The organism is Vitreimonas sp., from assembly GCF_035627415.1.
Classification (GTDB): Bacteria; Pseudomonadota; Alphaproteobacteria; order Caulobacterales; family Aquidulcibacteraceae; genus Vitreimonas.
In genome coordinates this window covers 144,975-161,820 of the sequence record NZ_DASPLU010000031.1, presented here as the reverse complement: position 1 = coordinate 161,820, position 16,846 = coordinate 144,975, and the positions used below count along the sequence as shown (strand labels likewise).

Below are 16,846 nucleotides of genomic sequence, written 5' to 3'. Positions count from 1 at the left end.
AGGGAGTAGAGCCGATGCGGACCCTTGCGGCCTGGACAACCACTGCGGCAGTCGCCCTTCTCGGCGGCGCAGCCCACGCGCAAACCCCGTCGCAGAACACCGATCTGCAGACGGCCATCACTGCTTACGCGGCCTATCACAGCGATGTCTCCGAGCTGCGCGCCAACACGCCCAGCAACGCCAATGCGCTGGAGACCGCGCTCGATCGCGTCGGTCGTCACAACCGCGATGCGCTGACCCGCGGCTGGATCGCCTACGGCGCCCAAACCGCCGCGCAATCGCCGGCCTTCGTGCAAGGCGTACGCGACGCCGCCGCCTATTACGGCCGCGACGCCGTCATCTGGGCCGTCACGGTCGATCCGTCCTACGCGCGCGGTCTGCGCGGCGGCCAGGAAGCGACCCGCATGCTGCTCGAATCCGCGCAAGCGGACTCGCAGCGCATCATCAGCGTCGCCGACCGCTATCAAGAACTCGCCTATTCGATCCAGCGTCAGCGTTGGGCCAACGCCGTCGCGCCGGGTCAGAACGCGCGTGTGCAGCGCATCCGCAGTCTCGGCCGCGAAGGCGCGCCGGCGGAAGCGCTGCCCTCCAGCGTCGCCCCGCGCCTCACCGTGGCGACGCTCAGCGTGCAACCCGCCAACGATCCGACCGCCTATGGCGGGCGCCGCTTCTGGGACTCGGTGCGCGGCGGCGACCAGGTCGTCGAAGTCGCCTCGACGCCGGCGGTGGCGACTCGCGCCAACGTCACCCGCGCCGAAGCGCTCGACCGCATGGCCGCGGTCGCCGCGCTGCAAGCGCTCGACGCGATCGACACCAACCAGAGCGCCGTCACGCGCCTCATCAGCGATCCGCGCTCGCGCGATTGCATCGAGATGGCGCAGCTGCAGCTCTATCAATGCATGTCGGCGGCGCGCTTCCGTTATGAGAACGCGTTCTGCCTCGGCCAGCACGGCCTGCGCGACATCGGCACCTGCATCGGCGCCGTCGGCCAGCCCGACGCGCAAGCGATGACGCCGATCCCCGCCGCAGCGCGCGGCGGCGGCCGCGACTAAAGCGTCTTGGACCGCCGGCGAGCAACATCGGCGGTCCAAGCCTTGCTCTCGCGCCTTCAAAGGCGCATCTCCGGCCCATGGCCGCGATAGACGACACCATCGCCGAAATCGCCGACGACTTCGCGCTCCTGCCCGACTGGGAGGAGCGCATCGCGCATGTGATCGAACTCGCGCGCGAACTCGAGCCGCTGCCCGAGCATGCGCGCGTCGAAGCCAACAAGGTCCGCGGTTGCGCCAGTCAGGTCTGGCTCGTTTCCGAGCGCCGCCCCGAAGCGCCGGAAAAGCTCTATTTCCGCGGCGATTCCGACGCCCATCTCGTGCGCGGCGAAGTCGCCATGCTGATGCGCATCTTCTCCGGCCGCACGCCGCAAGAAATCCTCTCGGTCGATCCGCGCGCCGTGTTCGAACGCCTCGGCCTCCAGGACGCCCTCACCCAGCAACGCTCCAACGGTCTCTTCGCCATGATGAAGCGCATGCAGGACGAGGCGAAGAAGGCAGTAGGTGAGTAGGGCAGTAAGGGAGTAGGGGAATAGAAACGGCGTGTGCGATACGCGCTCCCCCCTACTGCCCTACTCCCTTACTCCCCTAACCCCCGCGCCATCTGCGCCAGCCCGATCTTAAGCACCAATTTCCCCGACCGCGCCGGCCAGCCCTCGGCGCGCTCCAGCGCTTCGAGCCCGTCCTCGTGCAGACACACGCGCTCGACCACGCGCCGCAGCGGCGCCGCCAGCGCGTCCAGCGCTTCGCCGACGCGCCGCCGCGCATCGCAGCGCGCCGCCATCGCCCGCTCCTGCGCGTTGCTGACGCCGCGCGCGCCCGCGCCCATCGGCGGCGCCGACCAGTCGGAGCCGCGCACCAGTCCCGCTTGGCTCGCGTCCCAGTCGGCGCGCAAGCGCCGCGCCGCCTCGAGTTCGGCCTCGCTCAGCCACGGCAGATCTTGCGCATCGCGCAAAGCCGCGAGCCTGCGCAGCACGTCGCCGCGCCTGACGCCCCGCACCTTGCGCTCGTCGCCGTCGCGATCGATCACCGTGCGCGGTTCGATTGGCGCGTGCTGGATCAGATACGCCTCGTCCTCGCGCGCCAGCGAGCGGGCGACGCGCGCCTTGCCGGCTTCGCTCAACACATAAGCGCCGTCGCCGCGCTGCTCGATCGCGCCGCACGCTTCGAGATCGCGCACCTCAACCGGCGCAAGCCGCACGATCGGACGGCGCCTGCGATCGCCGCCCGGATAAACGCCATAGTTCTCGCCCGCCGGCGCCAGCACCGCCGCCGATGACGCGAGCCGCGCCAGCGCCTCGTCGACCGCCGCCGTCATAGCGTCCTCGCTGTCGGCTGCGGCGCGCGCCGCATCATCGCTTCGAGCCCGCTGATCCAGCGGTCGAAGCGCGGCTCTTCGCGGCGGTCTTCGATGATGTGGCACGCATGCGCCACGGTCGAACGGTCGCGGTCGAACGCGTTAGCGACACGGGTCAGGCTGATCTCGAACCCGACATAGCAGAGGTACATCGCCACCTGCCGCGCGAACGACGCCCGGGCCGAACCCCGCTTCGGCCGCAAGATCTCTTCAGCCGGCACCCCGCAGCCATAGCTCGCGACATGCGCCGCCAGCTCCGCGCCGGCCATGTCGGCCAGACGCCTTTCCGAAACTTCCATCCTTCAGCACTCCAACGCAGCGATCCCATGCCGATCCAGAGGATACGGCCGCCGCAGCGCTGTAGGATAGATTTTTTCCTAATTTGCGGATTTTTTTCCTATTTATATACTTGACGCCACAAGCTTGAATAGCTAGATTACCGCCATGAAGTTCGACGCCCCCCAGTTCCGCTCCGAAGCCGAAGCCCGCAAGTATATCGAAGCCCTGCGTTGGCCGGGCGGTCGGGTTTGCCCGAAGTGCGGCTCGATCGGCTCTGAATACGAGACGAAGCGTGAGGGCCGCTACCGCTGCGGCGCGAAGGAATGCCGCAAGGACTTCACCGTCATGACCGGCACGGTGATGGAAGCCAGCCACGTCAAACTGACGGTGTGGCTGATGGCCTTCTACCTGATGGCGTCGAGCAAGAAAGGCATGTCCGCCCATCAGCTCCACCGCACGTTGGACGTGACCTACAAAACCGCGTGGTTTCTTGCGCATCGCATCCGCGCCGCGATGGCGAACGGCGGTCTGACCGGCCCGCTGGGCGGCCCCGGCCAAATCGTTGAAGCCGACGAAACCTACTTCGGCAAAGTCGAAAACCCGCGCACCGTCAGCACGACCGGCCGCGCGTTCGTGAAGCGCGGTTCTGGCCCGGCCAACAAGCGCGCCGTTGTGGCCTTGATCGAACGTGGCGGCCAAGCCCGCGTCTTTCACGTTGCCGAAGCCAACCGCGAAACGGTCGAAAAGATCGTCCGCGAAAACGTCCATCCCAAATCCCGTCTCCACTCTGACGAAAGCCGCCTCTACACGAAGGTCGGTGCCGAACTCGGATCACACGAAACGGTCAAGCACAGCGCCGGCGAATACGCGCGCGGCGACGTTCACACGAACTCGGCCGAAGGCTTCTTCGGCGTGTTCAAGAAGGGCATGACCGGCGTTTATCAGCATTGCGCCGAGAAGCACCTGCACCGCTATGTTGGCGAATACGAGTTTCGCCACAACACCCGCACGAAGCTTGGCTTCACCGACGCCATGCGCGCGCAACGCGCCGTTGAAGGCATCGAAGGCAAGCGCCTGACCTATCGGCGGACTAACGGGGCCGCCGTCGCCTGAATACACGCTGGCGCGCATTAAGCGCGCAGCGCGCGGGCGCAAGGCGCTCATGCGTAGGCTTCGTGCAAAAGCGAAGCGCCTCAAGGGCGCGACGGAGCGTTCGGCGAACCTCGACTTATTCGAGGATTAGGGGCGTTGCTCTCTTGCGACATCACCGACTTTTGACAGACGGTAACCATAGAAAGGATTTGGAAAGGAGAAACCTTTGGGGTATATACAATGTTATTACGGCCTAGCGTTGCGGGGAATCGGGCCGTAGGAGGTGTATATGCAGACCTTCGTTTTCCGGTCAGGCAACAGTCTAGCTGTTCGCCTGCCGAAGCACGTTGTCGAAGCTGTGCGGCTTAGCGAAGGAGCATCGGTCAATCTCTTTGTGGAGGATGAAACTCTCTGTATTCGCCCAGCGCGAAAGAAGTTCAAGTTGGCCGACCTGCTCGCATCGCATAACCCGACAGACGGCAATCACGCCGAAACAGACTGGGGCGAGCCGGTAGGCAAAGAAGAGTGGTGAACACTTGCCAGCCTACCAGCCCGACCGTGGTCATTTCGTCTTTGTGAACTTCACCCCTCAGGCGGGGACGGAGCAGGCCGGTCAACGGCCTGCTCTGGTGCTTTCACCAAAGGACTTCAACATCAGGACAGGCCTATGCATGGTCTGCCCCGTGACCAGTAAGGGCAAAGGAAGTGCGTTTGAGGTTGCCGTCCCGGCAACAGCAAAAGTGACTGGCTTCATCCTTAGTGACCAATTGCGCTCGGTCGACTGGATCGCGCGTGACATGAGGTACCACAGTGACTGCCCCCAAGACACGATGTGGGAAGTCCTGGGGAGGATCGAAGCAATTCTCGCAATTGATTGCAGCTGATTTCCGAACACTACTGAGTCGATCGGATCGTCTGATCGAGTTCTGGAACGGCAAACGATGGCATTCTTTCTCGTTTCTTATGACGCACACAAGGTGCGTGATTATAGCCGCTTCTACGAAGCGGCAGAAAAGAACAACGGCGTTGCGCTGCTCGAAAGCCTATGGGGTTTCGAGTTTAACAGCACAGCTGCACAAGTCCGCGATTGGGCGAAGTCGCTCTTCGACGCAGACGATTCAGTCGTAGTGATTGAACTAAAGCCTGGATCAGGCTGGGGCACGTCCAAAGCGGCGGAAGCCGCCGCGTGGCTGAAGGCGAAAATCTCCCCCTAGGTGGACTCGTCGGCGCCGTCTTCTTTACGTTGGGCCGGCGCCGGCGGCACCTTACGGCCCTGGATTGGCGGTGTTTTGAACGCGCCGCGCAACGCTTCCTCAGCGCGCCGCTTCGTTTCTTCTTCGCTGAATTGATCAGAGGACCTTTTGTCAGACGACATGCCGCAACCCTATCGCAAAAAAATTCTCACACTTGCAGGCATCGACATGGGCCCCATGGCCGTATTGAAACGGCATGAACCAGCGCTTGGAATTGCCGCGGTTGCCGCCGCGTGGGGCAATGTAGAGCGCTCCATGGAATTCTTGACGTTGGTGATGCTCGGAGTCGATGCAAAGATCGGCCACGCCATCTACAGCGCCCTGATAGGTAGCGCCGCCCAGAAGGCAGCGTTCAACGCCATCGCGAAACTCAAACTCACAGGAGATGAGCAAACGCACTTGGCCGAGCTGCTTGCTGAGTTCGCAGCGCGCGGCGGGGAGCGGAACCGCGTGGTTCATGGCGTTTGGGCCGCGCTTCCTGATGTGCCGGATGGTTTAGTGTTATTGGACATGGACGCGCACCTGCCGACCCTCGTTGCGTTTGAGGCCGGAGAAAGAACATCCGACGACGCCCAAGAGATGAAAGGCAAGCATCTCGTCTATAAGGCCCGAGATTTCCAAGACGTCTTGGATCGGATGCTGACGCTCCAAAATCGCTTATTCATTTTCGGCGTACTCATCAGAAACCGAGGGATCATCAAGCGTGCGAAGAATAATGAGGGCGATGGCGGCAGCGTCGATGGCACCTAGGTTTGCCTCATAGCCGTTACTGGTGGTGAACCAGTTTCGCAGGCAGGCCTCCACTGCGGTTTGCGCCCTCGCGCGCTTAGGGTCCGACCAGCTACACTTAGCCGAGTGTCAAGCGTTCGCTAGGAATAGCTACCTACCCTCGCACCACAAGCCGTATTAAATTTCGCGCAGGATTCCATAGCCTTGCGAATATGCTTACGGTGTGACCGGCGCTAAGTGTTTGATTTTAGGGTGTGTGGCGCGAAGTATATAAATATGATTTTTTTCCTAGCCACCCTTGCGCGACTGGCCCAAGCCCATGCGCTTGGCCAGGTTCGAGCGTTCCTTGGCGTAGTTCGGGGCGACCATCGGATAGTCGTGCGGCAGGCCCCACTTGGCCCGGTACTCGTCCGGATTCATGCCGTAGCGAGTGCGCAGGTGGCGCTTCAAGGATTTGAATTTCTTACCGTCTTCGAGACAGATGATGTAATCCGGGGTGATCGACTTCTTCACCGACACCGCCGGCTCCAGGGCCGGCTCGTGCGCCGTCCCCTTGGAATCCGAAATCTCGAGCAGGGCCGAATGCACCGTCCGGATCAGCGCTGGGATCTCCTGTGGGGCGACTTGGTTCGCCGACACGAAGGCCGAAACGATCTCCGCAGCCATTCCCACGAGGTCCTGCTGCTTTTCCATCGTACTCTCATCGGCTTCAAATACTAAAGCGCCACAGTATAGATGGCGGACTGGGTAATGCCAAGCCGGAGCCTAGACTAATAGTGGATTTGCCTTAGCCATATTTGTCTAAGGGCGAGCGATTACTAACACTATACCTGAAGGTGCGCTCACCTGAAGAGCAACATGAGCAACAGGAAGGCGCCGATGGCAAGGAACTGCGCCGCCGCGGCGCTGCGTGCGGGGGCGAAGGGGCGATCCCACAGCTGCGACAGCCGGTCGAACATGCGCATGGCGCCATAGCCCGCGCGCGCCGCCCCGGCCTGCCATGCGCCGTAGGCGCGCAACAACAGCACGCCCGCCCAGCGGCCGGCGCCCGCCACAGGCCCGCGATAGAAGGCGTCGACATCGAGTGTGCGCGACGGCAACGCCGCCGGCGCCAAGCCAACGCCGCGCGATGCGAGATAAGCGACGCCCGCCGCGCCGATCAGCGCGAGCTGCGGCGCGAGCCTCTCGATCTCGTACGGCTGAAACGCGAGTTCTGTCGGCATCAACGCGTAGAGCCATTGCGGCGCGACACCGATCGAGAAGCACAAGAACGTCGCCAGCGACGCGCCGAGCATCATCGGAAACGGCGACTCCCGGAACGGACGCGGCGCCGTCGCGCGATGCGCTTCGAGCGTCGGCCGCAGCGCAAGCACGACGAACAGCACCGCGGACGTTAGCGCGACCAGCAGCCAGAGCCAGCGCAGCTCCCACCGCGCCATCGCATCGAGCGCCACGGTTTGCGTCGCATAGAGCGCAAAGCCCGGAACCGCCGAACACGCAAGCGCCGCGGCAAGGTGCAGGAACGACGTGATCGGCATCGCCCGCGCAACGCCTTTCATTTCGCTCAGCCGCCGCACGCCGCCGCGCTCGAGCAGCGCGCCTAGAACCATCTGCAGCGCCGCGAAGCCGAGCAACGCCGCGAACGCATGTCCCTCGGCGGCGGCGAGGGAAAGCCGCGACCCTTCGCCGATCAGGGCGACGCAGACGCCCGTCTGCGCCGTCAGCGCGTAGGCCGCGGCGCGGCGCAAGTCGTCCGTGATCACCGCGAACACCAGCCCCACCACGATCATCGCCCCGCCGATCGGCGCCAGCAGCGGCTCGGCCGGAAACAGCCGCGCCAACGCGTAAACGCCGAGCATCGTGCTGAACGCGGTGAGCGCCGCCCCGCCCGCCGCCGACGCATGCGACACGACATCCTTCAGCCAGACATGTGCGAACGGCGCGCCAATGCGCAGCAACAGCGCCGCAAAGATGCAGGCGCCTGAAATGCTGCCGGCGTCGAGGCGCACGAACTTCGAGATGCCGGCGGTCGCGGTGAGATGCAGCGCCACGCCAATCAAGAAGAGCAATCCCTCGAGCCCGTGCCAGATCAGCAGCCTGACGCCGGCGAAGCGCGCGCCGTCCAGCGGCGAGGCGAACACGATCCACGCCGCCGCCAATCCGGAGAGCGCGACTGCGGCCACCAGAAACACCAGATCGCCGACGAACAGCGCCGACACCGCCCCGCCGGCCAGCATCAGGATCGCGGCGTCCTCGTAGCGGTTGCGCCGCGCGCCGGTGTAGATCGCGATCGCGATCAGCAGGATCAGCATGACGATGCCGAAGATGCGGTTGAGCGCGTCGAGGTCGAGTGGGACGGTCTCGACGCCCATTTGACGCATCGTCGCCGCCGCGCCGAATTCGTTGCCCAGCACCAGCCACAGGGCCGCCAGCGCCGCGAGCGCCATGATCGGCGCGCGCGCGATGCGCGGCGCGGCGAGCACGATGAGACCGGCCAGGATCGGCACGAAGCCCGGGTTGAGGGTGAACTCAAACATCGCCGTCCCGCTTGCCGAACACGAGGTGCGCGAGCCGGGCGACGAGCGCGCACGCGATCGCCGCGCCGGCGCCGATGATCGCCGAAGCGCCGGGCTGGGCGCCGATCCAGAAGCCGCCCGGCGCGCGCGCGCTAAAATCGAACGCGAGCCCCACGCCCAGAGCCGTCAGGCAAAACAACAGCGCAAGACCAGCGACGCCGCCGCGCGGAGGGGGCGCTTTGCTCATTGTCCGTCGCTCCAGATCGGCGCCAGGAACGACGACAACGGGTCCGCCAGCACCAGCAGCCACAGCGTCGCCGCGGCCGAGAGGATCACCGGCGCGGCAAGAAGTATCGAGGCGCCGTCGGGCCGCTTGAACGCGTCGGTCGGCGCCTTGCCCGCGAGCGTGTTGGCCGCGAGCGGCGCCAGGTGCGCGAACGTGAGCACCGCCGCCGCACCGACGAGCGCGGCCGCCCAGACAAGCCCCGCCCCCGCCGCGGCCGTGATCAGCCAGAGCTTGGCCCACGCGCCCGAAAACGGCGGCATGCCGATCATGCTCGCCGACGCGAGCGCGAAGCCCGCGAACGTCCACGGCATCACCCGGCCGAGGCCGGCATAGTCGGCGACTGTCCGCCGCGCCGTGATCGCTCCGGTCGTGCCGACCGCCATCGTCAGCGTCGCCGCCGAACAGGCGAACGCGACGATCTGCAGCGCCGCCGCAAACAGTCCCATCGGCAGCGCGACCAGCGCGCCCACCGCCACCGCGAGCGACTGCGCGATGCACGAATAAGCCAGCCGTTCGCGCACGTCCTGGCGCGACAGCGCAATCAGCGCCGCCACGCACATGCCAACGCCCGCAAGCAAGATCAGGCCGTAGGCGGCGAAGCGCGCGGTCGCGAGCGCCGGCCCGAACACGAAGGCGGCGATCTTGATCAGCCCCACGCCGCCAGCTGGCAGGATCGCCACGCCCTGGATCGTCACCAGCGCCGGATCTGGCGCGCGGCTCGAAGCCGGCAGCCATCGGTGCAGCGGCGGCATCGCCGCCATCGCCAGCCCCAGCACGAACAGCACCAAGAGGATGTTCGCCGTCAGCGCGTCGACACGGCCGGCCAGAACGCCGCCCGGCTGGAAATCGAGCGCGCCGGCGATCGCGTAGGTCCAGATCATCGCTGGCAGGAACAACCCCATCGACGCCGTCAGCAGCGTCGCGAGAAACGTGCGCCCTGCCCGCCGCGCTTCTTCGTCGCCCCGATGCGCCACCAGCGGAAACACGCACAATGTCAGCGCCTGGTAGGCGACGAAGAACGTGAACAGATTGGCGGAGAACGCCACCGCCATCGTCGCGCCTGACGCCAGCGCCATGAACGCCATCAGCCGCGCCGGCGCTTTCTCCTGCGTCGCGCGCACGACGCCGGCGGAGTGTGCGGCGTGCAGGAACCCCAATCCGCCGATCGTCGCCGCCACCAACGCCCCGAGCGGCTCCACCACGAAGGCGAGCGCGACGTTCGGCAAAGGCTGCGCCAGCGCGATGCGCACTGTCTCTCCATCGGCCGCCGCGCCGACGAGACGCGCCGCGCAGATCGCCGTCGCCAGCGCAAAGCCGATGTGCACGACGTCGCGAAGGCCGGGCGGCTTCTGCAGCGCGAGCACGAACAGCGCCTGCAGCACCGGCGCGACCAGCACGCCGAAGAGGGCGAACGACGCGCTCATGCGGCCGCGCCCAGAATCTGCGCCGCCGCCGCGTCGGCTGCATCGAGCAGAAGCCCGGGCGCGACGCCGAGCGCCGTCATCACGATAGCCGCGAGCAGCAGCGGCGCCGCGGCGAAGCGCCAGGCGCCGGCGCCGCCGAGATAGATTTCGCCGGCGCGCCGGAAATAGAGCCGCTCGATCAGGCGCCCGCCGTAGAACACGCCGGCGAGCGAAGCGAAGATCACCGCGCCCGCGGCCCACCACCAGCCGGCGCCGACGCCCGCTTCCACGAGACGCCAGCGGCCGAGGAAGCCCAGCGTCAACGGCGCGCCCATCAGGCTGATCGCGCCCGCCATCATCGCCGCGCCCGCGAGCGGCGCGCGTCGGCCCAATCCATCCAATCCCTCGAGCGTGCGCACGCCGCCGGCCGCCGCGCCGCCGAACAGCGCAAGCGCCGTCGCCGCCAAAGCCGTCAGCTGCACCAACGCCGCGGCGACGCCGGCCGGCGATCCCAGCGCCACGCAAAGCAGCACGCCGCCGGCTTGAGCCGCGCCCGCGTACGCAGCGAGCCGGCGCACATTGGTCGCGCCCACCGCTTGCAGCGAGCCGATGACGACGCTCGCCCCGCCGAGAACGGCGAGCGCGATGGAAACGCCCTCGCCGATCGCCGGCGCCTGAACGAAATACGCCGCGACCCGCACCAGCACCGTCAGCGCGCCGACGACAGCCGCAGCGCCGACGATCATGGCGGCGGCGCCGTTAGCGCGGCTGAAGCCGGCCCCGAGCCAATCGTGCAGCGGCGCAACGCCCGCTTTCAAAGCAAGGCTCAAGACGATCAGCCCGGCGCCCAACGCGGCGGCGTCCGCCGCCTCGATGTGCGCCTCCGCGATCGCGGGCAGATCAAGCGTGCCGGCGCTGCGATGGATCAGTGCTGCGCCGACGAGAAACAACGCCGCGCCGACGCCGCCGGCGCTCAGCATTCTCAGCGCGCCGTTGAGCGCGCCGCGCTCGGCGCTCAGCGCCAGCAGCGCCGCGGCCGCAAGCCAGGCGGTCTCCGCCGCGACGAAAACGCCGATCAAATCGCGCGCCGCGAGCGCGCCGATCCACGCCGTCTGCACCGCAAGCCCAAGCGCCGTCGCCACCGACGCTGTTCGCCGCTCGAAATCGCCGAGCTGCGCGCCGGCGGCCAAGAGAGCCAGCACGCCCGTCAAACTCACCAGCGCGGCGCCGAACACGCTGACGCCATCCGTCTCGAGCGCAACGCCTTCGAGCAGAAACGCGAACGCGCCGCCGCCTGCCAACAGCCTCCACGCCAGGTCGAACGCGAACACCGCGCTCACCAACGCGCCGGCGCAAGCGATGAACCAGCTCAGCCGCGGCGGCGACAACATCGCCAGCGCCGCCGCGCCGAACGCGACGCTCACCATCAGCAACGGCGCATGCGCGCGCGCCAGCTCCACATAGGCGCCGATCACGGCGTCGGCTCCGCAGTCTCGTCCGCGCTGTCGGCTCGATCGAGCTCCGGCGCCTCGACCGCGCCGTAGCTTTCCTGAAGCCGCACGGCAAGCGCCGCGCCGAACGCGACGTGCGCGAACAGCACCGCCGCGCCCGCGATCGAGAGCGCCGCTGGCGCCCCCAGCGCCGCCAACGCCGAGAGCGCGCCGAGCGCCGCGACGACACCGCCGGCGATACGCTTCAGCGCATTGTCGCTCACCCACGCCGCCGCCGCGCCGCCGATCAGCAGCGCCAGCGAGAGGCCGAACGCGATGCGCAGGATCAGGACGTCAGCCGCCATCACCCCTCCACATCGCCCAAAGCCGCGGCGCGTCCGAACAGCACCGCCACGATCAGCGACGCGCCCGCCGCGCTCGAAGCGAACAGCCCCGCCTCCATCGCCATCGGCGCATAAATCCATTCCGGCGCGCCCGCCGCCGCGAGAGTTGCGATGAGCCCGAGCGCGAGAATCCAGCGCATCACGAGCGGCGGAAACGCCGCCATGAACGCGGCTGCGCCGAACACGAGCGCGTGCAGCGCGAGCGCCAGCGCGAACGCGAGCGCCGCGATTAGCCCGACGCCCTCGCCGGGCGCGCGCGCTGTCACCAGCGTCAGCGCAAACAGCGCCAGCAGCGGCGTGAACGTGCGCGCCGCCCGTGCGACGACGATCTGCGCGCTGGGCCTCACAGCTCGCGCTCCTTGTTGGCGCGCAGCGCGCCGCGTTCGCCGAAGCCGAGCAAGCCCACGCACGCCGCCGCCGCCACGAACAGCAGCGGCGCGAGCCAGAACGCTGCGCCTTCGAGCCGCAGCGGAGCAGCCGGCGCAGCGGGGCCGAGATCCGGCGCCGCCATCGCCAGCATCGCCGCGGCGAACAAAGCCGCCAGCAGCGCCAGCCAAGGCGGCGCCTTGCGGAGCGTCTTCGCCGCCGGCGCGCTCAAAAGCATGGCGCTCAGCATCAACAGCGGCGCCCACACCGCGACGACGAGCGCAATCACAACCGCGCCATCGCCGCCGCCCAAGCTCAGCACCGCCGCAGCCGCCAGCGCGCCGGCTGCGGCCAAGTACATGCACGCCGCGATCAGCGCCCGCGCCGTCAACGCCGCGAGCGCCGCCGCCAATGCGCCGGCGAGCAGAACCAGAGCGAAGCCGTGCAGCGCCAGCTCAGTCATGCGTCCGCTCCGCACGCGCGCCCGGCCGCGGCGCCGCGTACTTGCCGGCGATGGGGGCAACGCCGCCCGCGTGCGCGGCGCTGCCGGCGAGGTGCGCGAACACCGGCCCCAGCGCGACGATCAAAAGCGCCAGCAAGACGAGCCGCCCCGCCATCGCGAGATCAGGCGCCATCACCGCCAAGCCGAACACGACCAACGCCGCGCCGGGCCCGTCCGACGCCGTCGCCGCATGCAGGCGCGTGTAGACGTCGGGAAACCGCAACAGCCCAAGCCCGCCGCCGAACACAAAAATAAGCCCGATGAACGCAATGACCGCGCCCGCCGCCTCGCGCACCAGCGTCAGCGTCTCCATCACGCGTCCTCCCCGGTCCGCGCCAGCGGCGCCTGGAACGTGCGCGCGCGAAACACCTTCATCACTGCCGTCGTCAGCACCAAGGCGGCGAACACGAGCGCAAACGCCGCGTCCAGCCACGCGCTCTCTCCCATCGCGACCGCGACCGCAGCGCAGATCAGCGCCACGCGGATCAGCACCATCCTCGCCGCCAAGGCGCGATCGTGCAGCGTCGGGCCGGAGAAAAGACGCGGCGCCGCCAGCGCCAGCGCAACGCCCGCGCCGATGGCGATCGCCAGCGCGCTCATCGCCCCTCCTGCGCGCCGACGATGCGTTCGAGCTCACCCAATGCGCTGGCGTCGACGCCCTCTTCATCGAGCACATGGACGAGAAAGCCGTCGCTGTCGGTCTCGACGACGACCATGCCCGGCGCCGAGCTCAACACGTTGGCGAACGCCGCGCGCGCGGCGCCGCCGCCGCGGCTTTTGATCCGCACCAGCGCAGGCCGCAAAGTGACGTCGGCCGAGATCGCCGCGCGCAACGTCGCCAGCGCGCCGCCGAACACCACCGGCAAACGCGACAGAGTCACAAGCGCCGCCCTGGGCGCGCGTGCGAAGCTCGCGCCGGCGCCGCCCGCGCGCGCCGCCAGTAAAGTGCACGCCAGCGCCGCGCCCGCGGCGGCCGCGATATCCACAAGGTTAGGCGCGCCCGCGGTCGCCACGAACCAGATCAGCGTGAGTCCCAGCAGCATGGCTGCGGCGTGAAGCATCCATCCGCCTCCCCGCGCCGTCGCGCGCGCGTTCAGCCTTAGCCTCGCGGCCCGGGATTCGCCAGCGCGGCGGCGCGCTTGCTCAGACGTTGCGGTTGAACAACAGCGCGGCGTTCCGCCGCGCGAGCGGCAGCTCCAGCGCGTCGTCGTCGAAACTCACGCGTTCGAGATTGGCCGCGTCGGCGGTGAACGACCAGTTCCAGTAACGCAGCACCGTCTGCGCCTTCGCTGTCGCCAAAGTGTCGAATACGTAAACCGCGCGTCCGAGCGGATTGTTGGTGGCGTCCGGATCGCCGGCGGGACGGCGCAGCGCACGCCAGAACGCCAACATCAGCGGCCGCTTCAAGCCGACCGCTTTACAGAACACGCCGATGGCCTCCCCGCCGGGATCGGCGAAGATCTGCGAGGCGGTGGTCGGCTTAATCCCGGCCAGATGCGCAATCTCGTGAACCAGCGCGCGGTCGACGCCTCGCTCGGCCGCCGCCAACGCGCCTTCGAGTGAGCCGTACGGGCTCTGCGCCGCCGCCGCGCGATTGCGCTGGCGCCGTTCGATCACCTGCAGCGTCTTGCGCGTATCGGCGTCGGACCAGCCTTCCGCCGCGGCCAGTTTGAACACGTCGCCAAGTTCCTGGATCAGCACGTTCCTGTCGACAGCGAAACGACGCAGAATTTGCAAGCGCGCCTCGAAGCTCGCCCACCAGAACAGCACCAGCGCCTGCGTCGGCCGAATCTCGGTGCGCGAGACCAGAAGCGACGGCAGCGACGCGGCCTGACGCGAGCGGGCGACGACGAGATCGACGCCCTGGGTCGACAGCCGCGTCCCCTGATTGCGCAGCACCGCTTCGATCGTCGGCGTGTCGCCGGTCTGGATCAGCGCGTCGGTCACCGTCTCGCTGAGATGGCGCCGGCGCGCGATCGCGATCCAGTGCGCGGACACGCCGGCGCGCACAGTCGCCACCAGATCGGAATCGTCGAAGCCGGCCCCTGCCTCCAGCAACGGCAGCGCGACGTTAATCTCGTCCCGCGCCAGGTACCGCAGCAGCCCCTTCGGCGCGTCGGTCACCCGGGCCAGCCCTTGGGCGCAGCGTCGGCGCAGCTCGATATTGCTCGTGCGCAACAGCCCGACCAGGATGTCCGCCGCCAGCTGGCGCTCGTAGGCGGGGAGCCGGCTTTCCGGCCACGAAACGATCTCGCAGAGCCGCGCCACCAGCGCGCCCCGCGCCTGCGGCGCATGCGGCTCGCTCAGCTCCAGCGGCGCCGGCGGATCGGCGGCGTCAAGCCGAGGTTGATTCGTGAGCGCCATATCGCCCAAGGTCAGCACGCGCCGCGTTAAGCTCTCGTCAACGGGAGCGCGTGTGAACGTGGCGGGGCTTCAAGGCGGGCGGATGAGTTCTGAGCAAAAGCCACAGCGCGGAAACCTGCTCGGCTTCGTGCCCGAGCTCAGCCTCTATTATCTGCTCGTCGCGCTCTACTTCTTCGCCTTCGGGATGCAGTTCGTGCTGTTCCCGTCGCTGGTGGCGTTCTTTCTCGATGCGACGCCCGAGGGCGTCGGCCTCGCCCAATCCGCGCTCTCGGCGCCGCTCTTTTGCTTGCTTCTCTTCGGCGGCCTGTTGGCGGAGCGCTCGCAAGCGGGGCCCACGCTCGCCAAGCTCCACCTCATCTTCGCCTTCGCCTCGATCGCGCTCGCTGGCGTCGTCGCCGCAGGCTACCTGACCTACGAGACGCTGATCGCCTACGCGATGCTGGTTGGCGCGTGCGCCGCCTTCATGATGCCGGTGCGCGACGCGGCGTTGAACGGCGTCGTCCTGCGCGAGACAGCGCGCGGCCGCTACACGCCGATCGCCACCGCCGCCGCCGCCACCACGGCCGTGCAAATCGGCGCGCAGATCGCCGGCATCCTCGTCGCGCGCCTCGCCGGCGCGACCCCGGCGCCTTACCTCGCGCTGCAGGCGATCGTCCTGAGCTTCGGCGCCGCCATATCGCTGGGCTTGCAAGATCCGAAGCCTACCGGCCACGAACGCACGCTCAAGGGCGCGATCCGTGACCTGCGCGAAGGCATCGCCTACTCCTTCCGCAACCCGATCATGTCGCCGATGCTGATCTCGGCGCTCTATGTCGGCGTGTTCGTCGTCGGCTCGTTCCAGGTGCTGTTTCCGCTGATCGTGCGCGATCATTACGGCGGCACGGATCAGGCGCAACAAGGGCAGCTCGGCGCGTTGTTCGCCGTGTTCTGGGGCGCGTCCTTCGTCTCGGCGGTGATCCTCAGCCGCCTCAAACCGCTGAAGCATCCCGGCCGGGCGTTGATCGTCTCGCACCTCGTCAGCGCCGTGATGCTGTTCACCTTCGCATTCGACAAGAGCTTCCCGGCGTTCATCGCCGTGGTGTCGCTGTGGGGGCTCGCCGCCGGCGTCGCCATTTCGATGAGCCGCACCATCACCCAGGGCGCGGCCGAGCCGCGCTATCTCGGGCGCGTGCTCGCCGTCTACTCGATGGGTTTCATGGGCGGGGCGCCGATCGGCTCGGCCATCATGGGCTTCGCCGCCAGCGAACTCGACCCGCGCACAGCAGCGCTAATCCCCGCCGGGGGATTAGCGCTGGCCGCTTTGGCTTTGGCTTTGACGACGCCGATCTGGCGCTATGCGCAAGACCACGCGCCGGAAGTCGCCCTCGGCGATTAGTCGTCGCGGCGGCTGACGCCGAGCGCCGAGCGGCGCTCGCGCGTGTCGGCGGTTTCGCCGCGGCCGTTGAACTCGGTGACTTCCGTATTCCACGCCGACAGCGTCTGCGACGCGCTCTGGGCCGATGCATTGTACGCCGCGACGGCCGCTTCGAGCTGCGCGCGCAGCGCCGCGATGTCGGTCTGGCAGGCGGCGCGCTTGGTCTCGATCGCGGCGCGCCAGGTTTCGACGCTCTGGCTCGTGGTGTTCATCTGCGCGCGCGTCGCGTTCGCGCCGTCCACCAACGTCGGCGCGGCGTCGAAATTGGCGCAGCTGGCCGGGATAGCCGGCGTCGCGGTTTGCGCCATCGCCGGCGTGGCGAGCAGCAGGGCCGCAGCGGCGGCGCCGATCATCAGCTTCATAAAGTCCATCTCCTGTCCCAGTGCCGGACGTATCCCCTCG

The 16,846-nt window shown here is 67.8% G+C and carries 23 protein-coding genes; 8 read left to right on the top strand and 15 right to left on the bottom strand.

Annotation, left to right across the window (positions count from 1 at the left end; translation table 11 throughout):
* Positions 1-14 precede the first annotated feature (14 nt).
* Positions 15-1,052 (top strand): hypothetical protein, encoded by a 1,038-nt coding sequence (locus VEA80_RS16930; RefSeq protein ID WP_325061954.1) that lies wholly within the window; start codon positions 15-17, stop codon positions 1,050-1,052.
* Between the two features lie 77 nt (positions 1,053-1,129).
* Complete coding sequence (locus VEA80_RS16925; RefSeq protein ID WP_325061953.1) at positions 1,130-1,561, top strand: SufE family protein; 432 nt, start codon at positions 1,130-1,132, stop codon at positions 1,559-1,561.
* A gap of 68 nt (positions 1,562-1,629) precedes the next feature.
* On the opposite strand, the gene VEA80_RS16920 is transcribed toward VEA80_RS16925, so the two are convergent.
* Together VEA80_RS16920 and VEA80_RS16915 are read right to left on the bottom strand one after the other, a co-directional pair.
* A complete protein-coding gene (locus VEA80_RS16920; RefSeq protein WP_325061952.1) occupies positions 1,630-2,367 on the bottom strand; it encodes a DUF6456 domain-containing protein in 738 nt (245 codons plus the stop codon).
* On the bottom strand, positions 2,364-2,705 hold the full coding sequence (locus VEA80_RS16915) for a helix-turn-helix domain-containing protein (protein ID WP_325061951.1): 342 nt from the start codon (positions 2,703-2,705) through the stop codon (positions 2,364-2,366). Before VEA80_RS16915 ends, VEA80_RS16920 begins: the two co-directional genes overlap by 4 nt.
* Positions 2,706-2,850: 145 nt before the next feature.
* Here VEA80_RS16915 and VEA80_RS16910 point away from each other — a divergent pair, with 145 nt between their 5' ends.
* The 5 genes from VEA80_RS16910 (at position 2,851) to VEA80_RS16895 (ending at position 5,780) form a co-directional block, all read left to right on the top strand.
* Positions 2,851-3,798: an IS1595 family transposase gene (locus VEA80_RS16910; protein WP_325061950.1), complete on the top strand. Its 948-nt coding sequence runs from the start codon at positions 2,851-2,853 to the stop codon at positions 3,796-3,798.
* A gap of 268 nt (positions 3,799-4,066) precedes the next feature.
* Positions 4,067-4,309, top strand: coding sequence for an AbrB/MazE/SpoVT family DNA-binding domain-containing protein (locus VEA80_RS16905; protein ID WP_325061949.1), 243 nt, complete (start codon positions 4,067-4,069; stop codon positions 4,307-4,309).
* Between the two features lie 4 nt (positions 4,310-4,313).
* On the top strand, positions 4,314-4,661 hold the full coding sequence (locus VEA80_RS20500; protein WP_349257277.1) for a type II toxin-antitoxin system PemK/MazF family toxin: 348 nt from the start codon (positions 4,314-4,316) through the stop codon (positions 4,659-4,661).
* 57 nt (positions 4,662-4,718) lie between these two features.
* Positions 4,719-4,991, top strand: coding sequence for a hypothetical protein (locus VEA80_RS16900; protein ID WP_325061948.1), 273 nt, complete (start codon positions 4,719-4,721; stop codon positions 4,989-4,991).
* Positions 4,992-5,138: 147 nt separating this feature from the next.
* A complete protein-coding gene (locus VEA80_RS16895; protein ID WP_325061947.1) occupies positions 5,139-5,780 on the top strand; it encodes a hypothetical protein in 642 nt (213 codons plus the stop codon).
* 267 nt (positions 5,781-6,047) lie between these two features.
* On the opposite strand, the gene VEA80_RS16890 is transcribed toward VEA80_RS16895, so the two are convergent.
* The 12 genes from VEA80_RS16890 to VEA80_RS16835 all read right to left on the bottom strand — a co-directional run bounded on the left by VEA80_RS16890 (position 6,048) and on the right by VEA80_RS16835 (position 15,030).
* The gene (locus VEA80_RS16890; RefSeq protein ID WP_325061946.1) at positions 6,048-6,452 is read right to left on the bottom strand and encodes a MucR family transcriptional regulator; all 405 of its coding nucleotides are present in this window, start codon (positions 6,450-6,452) and stop codon (positions 6,048-6,050) included.
* Positions 6,453-6,601: 149 nt separating this feature from the next.
* Positions 6,602-8,296, bottom strand: coding sequence for a proton-conducting transporter membrane subunit (locus VEA80_RS16885; protein ID WP_325061945.1), 1,695 nt, complete (start codon positions 8,294-8,296; stop codon positions 6,602-6,604).
* A complete protein-coding gene (locus VEA80_RS16880) occupies positions 8,289-8,522 on the bottom strand; it encodes a hypothetical protein (RefSeq protein ID WP_325061944.1) in 234 nt (77 codons plus the stop codon). The genes VEA80_RS16885 and VEA80_RS16880 overlap by 8 nt, the downstream gene beginning before the upstream one ends.
* Positions 8,519-9,985, bottom strand: coding sequence for a proton-conducting transporter membrane subunit (locus VEA80_RS16875; protein ID WP_325061943.1), 1,467 nt, complete (start codon positions 9,983-9,985; stop codon positions 8,519-8,521). Before VEA80_RS16875 ends, VEA80_RS16880 begins: the two co-directional genes overlap by 4 nt.
* The gene (locus VEA80_RS16870; RefSeq protein WP_325061942.1) at positions 9,982-11,439 is read right to left on the bottom strand and encodes a proton-conducting transporter membrane subunit; all 1,458 of its coding nucleotides are present in this window, start codon (positions 11,437-11,439) and stop codon (positions 9,982-9,984) included. The genes VEA80_RS16875 and VEA80_RS16870 overlap by 4 nt, the downstream gene beginning before the upstream one ends.
* Positions 11,436-11,759, bottom strand: coding sequence for a hypothetical protein (locus VEA80_RS16865; RefSeq protein WP_325061941.1), 324 nt, complete (start codon positions 11,757-11,759; stop codon positions 11,436-11,438). The genes VEA80_RS16870 and VEA80_RS16865 overlap by 4 nt, the downstream gene beginning before the upstream one ends.
* Positions 11,759-12,145, bottom strand: coding sequence for a hypothetical protein (locus tag VEA80_RS16860; RefSeq protein WP_325061940.1), 387 nt, complete (start codon positions 12,143-12,145; stop codon positions 11,759-11,761). The genes VEA80_RS16865 and VEA80_RS16860 overlap by 1 nt, the downstream gene beginning before the upstream one ends.
* The gene (locus VEA80_RS16855) at positions 12,142-12,627 is read right to left on the bottom strand and encodes a hypothetical protein (RefSeq protein WP_325061939.1); all 486 of its coding nucleotides are present in this window, start codon (positions 12,625-12,627) and stop codon (positions 12,142-12,144) included. The genes VEA80_RS16860 and VEA80_RS16855 overlap by 4 nt, the downstream gene beginning before the upstream one ends.
* Positions 12,620-12,979, bottom strand: a complete 360-nt coding sequence (gene mnhG / locus VEA80_RS16850) for a monovalent cation/H(+) antiporter subunit G (protein WP_325062094.1) — start codon at positions 12,977-12,979, stop codon at positions 12,620-12,622. Before mnhG ends, VEA80_RS16855 begins: the two co-directional genes overlap by 8 nt.
* The gene (locus tag VEA80_RS16845; RefSeq protein WP_325061938.1) at positions 12,979-13,266 is read right to left on the bottom strand and encodes a hypothetical protein; all 288 of its coding nucleotides are present in this window, start codon (positions 13,264-13,266) and stop codon (positions 12,979-12,981) included. The genes mnhG and VEA80_RS16845 overlap by 1 nt, the downstream gene beginning before the upstream one ends.
* Positions 13,263-13,727: a Na+/H+ antiporter subunit E gene (locus VEA80_RS16840; protein WP_325061937.1), complete on the bottom strand. Its 465-nt coding sequence runs from the start codon at positions 13,725-13,727 to the stop codon at positions 13,263-13,265. The genes VEA80_RS16845 and VEA80_RS16840 overlap by 4 nt, the downstream gene beginning before the upstream one ends.
* Positions 13,728-13,809: 82 nt before the next feature.
* A complete protein-coding gene (locus VEA80_RS16835) occupies positions 13,810-15,030 on the bottom strand; it encodes a DUF2336 domain-containing protein (protein WP_325061936.1) in 1,221 nt (406 codons plus the stop codon).
* 82 nt (positions 15,031-15,112) lie between these two features.
* Between VEA80_RS16835 and VEA80_RS16830 the strand changes: the two genes are divergently transcribed.
* Positions 15,113-16,405 (top strand): MFS transporter, encoded by a 1,293-nt coding sequence (locus VEA80_RS16830; protein ID WP_325061935.1) that lies wholly within the window; start codon positions 15,113-15,115, stop codon positions 16,403-16,405.
* Here the strand turns inward: VEA80_RS16830 and VEA80_RS16825 are convergent.
* Positions 16,402-16,806 carry a hypothetical protein gene (locus VEA80_RS16825; RefSeq protein ID WP_325061934.1) on the bottom strand — a complete coding sequence of 135 codons (405 nt, stop codon included), beginning with the start codon at positions 16,804-16,806 and terminating at the stop codon, positions 16,402-16,404. The genes VEA80_RS16830 and VEA80_RS16825 overlap by 4 nt on opposite strands.
* Between the last annotated feature and the right edge of the window lie 40 nt (positions 16,807-16,846).

What these genes read in the sequence shown, in the direction of transcription:
- VEA80_RS16930 (WP_325061954.1), top strand. Translation starts at nt 15, where the DNA reads ATGCGGACCCTTGCGGCCTGGACAACCACTGCGGCAGTCGCCCTTCTC.
- VEA80_RS16925 (WP_325061953.1), top strand. Translation starts at nt 1,130, where the DNA reads ATGGCCGCGATAGACGACACCATCGCCGAAATCGCCGACGACTTCGCG.
- VEA80_RS16920 (WP_325061952.1), bottom strand. Translation starts at nt 2,367, where the DNA reads ATGACGGCGGCGGTCGACGAGGCGCTGGCGCGGCTCGCGTCATCGGCG.
- VEA80_RS16915 (WP_325061951.1), bottom strand. Translation starts at nt 2,705, where the DNA reads ATGGAAGTTTCGGAAAGGCGTCTGGCCGACATGGCCGGCGCGGAGCTG.
- VEA80_RS16910 (WP_325061950.1), top strand. Translation starts at nt 2,851, where the DNA reads ATGAAGTTCGACGCCCCCCAGTTCCGCTCCGAAGCCGAAGCCCGCAAG.
- VEA80_RS16905 (WP_325061949.1), top strand. Translation starts at nt 4,067, where the DNA reads ATGCAGACCTTCGTTTTCCGGTCAGGCAACAGTCTAGCTGTTCGCCTG.
- VEA80_RS16900 (WP_325061948.1), top strand. Translation starts at nt 4,719, where the DNA reads ATGGCATTCTTTCTCGTTTCTTATGACGCACACAAGGTGCGTGATTAT.
- VEA80_RS16890 (WP_325061946.1), bottom strand. Translation starts at nt 6,452, where the DNA reads ATGGAAAAGCAGCAGGACCTCGTGGGAATGGCTGCGGAGATCGTTTCG.
- VEA80_RS16885 (WP_325061945.1), bottom strand. Translation starts at nt 8,296, where the DNA reads ATGTTTGAGTTCACCCTCAACCCGGGCTTCGTGCCGATCCTGGCCGGT.
- VEA80_RS16880 (WP_325061944.1), bottom strand. Translation starts at nt 8,522, where the DNA reads ATGAGCAAAGCGCCCCCTCCGCGCGGCGGCGTCGCTGGTCTTGCGCTG.
- VEA80_RS16875 (WP_325061943.1), bottom strand. Translation starts at nt 9,985, where the DNA reads ATGAGCGCGTCGTTCGCCCTCTTCGGCGTGCTGGTCGCGCCGGTGCTG.
- VEA80_RS16865 (WP_325061941.1), bottom strand. Translation starts at nt 11,759, where the DNA reads ATGGCGGCTGACGTCCTGATCCTGCGCATCGCGTTCGGCCTCTCGCTG.
- VEA80_RS16855 (WP_325061939.1), bottom strand. Translation starts at nt 12,627, where the DNA reads ATGACTGAGCTGGCGCTGCACGGCTTCGCTCTGGTTCTGCTCGCCGGC.
- mnhG (WP_325062094.1), bottom strand. Translation starts at nt 12,979, where the DNA reads ATGGAGACGCTGACGCTGGTGCGCGAGGCGGCGGGCGCGGTCATTGCG.
- VEA80_RS16845 (WP_325061938.1), bottom strand. Translation starts at nt 13,266, where the DNA reads ATGAGCGCGCTGGCGATCGCCATCGGCGCGGGCGTTGCGCTGGCGCTG.
- VEA80_RS16840 (WP_325061937.1), bottom strand. Translation starts at nt 13,727, where the DNA reads ATGCTTCACGCCGCAGCCATGCTGCTGGGACTCACGCTGATCTGGTTC.
- VEA80_RS16835 (WP_325061936.1), bottom strand. Translation starts at nt 15,030, where the DNA reads ATGGCGCTCACGAATCAACCTCGGCTTGACGCCGCCGATCCGCCGGCG.
- VEA80_RS16830 (WP_325061935.1), top strand. Translation starts at nt 15,113, where the DNA reads ATGAGTTCTGAGCAAAAGCCACAGCGCGGAAACCTGCTCGGCTTCGTG.
- VEA80_RS16825 (WP_325061934.1), bottom strand. Translation starts at nt 16,806, where the DNA reads ATGAAGCTGATGATCGGCGCCGCCGCTGCGGCCCTGCTGCTCGCCACG.